The following is a 560-nucleotide window of genomic DNA, read 5'->3' on the forward strand; positions in this document are numbered from 1 at the left end:
GATGCAATTCGTCGCCCATCGACAAGCCGCGCGCGACGATCGATTTGAGGTCGATGCCGCCGGCGGCACGGATCGCCTTGCCCAGCGTCGGCCCGAACACGTCGCGCAGCCAGGCGAGCCGCTTCAGCACGCTCGCGTCGTTGCCGCCGAAACGCATCACCTTGCCGAGCCCCTCGTTGATCGCGCAATAGGCGCGGTTCGCGAAGCGCGCGTTCTCGACCACGAACAACGGCATCGACATCGTCGTCTTGCCGGTCATCGGGCCGACCGCCCCGAAATGGTGGTTCGGGTGAAATTCGATCTCGCCGCTGGCGGCGAGCTTGGTCGCCGCCAGCAGATCCTTTGCCCAGCCCTCGAACACGATGGCGCCGGCGACCGCACCGCGCATCGGGCCGCACATCCGGTCCCAGGAAATCGGTGGTCCGGCGTGGAGGATCATCCGTTCGCGCAGGCCCGGGATCAGTTGACGGGCGGGAACGATGTCGATCAGCCGAGGCTCCCCTTCGAGAATCCGGGTGAGCGCCTGCTGGTTTGCGTCCTCGATCAGCTTCATCGGTGCG

1 protein-coding gene is annotated in these 560 nt (G+C 66.6%); it reads right to left on the reverse strand.

Annotated features, from left to right (window positions below; genetic code table 11):
• On the reverse strand, positions 1 to 560 hold a 560-nt coding region (locus RX972_RS29135; RefSeq protein ID WP_316880764.1), incomplete at both ends, for a DUF1116 domain-containing protein.

This window comes from Pseudomonas syringae group sp. J309-1 (assembly GCF_032582135.1).
In the GTDB taxonomy this organism is placed as follows: Bacteria; Pseudomonadota; Gammaproteobacteria; order Pseudomonadales; family Pseudomonadaceae; genus Aquipseudomonas; species Aquipseudomonas quasicaspiana.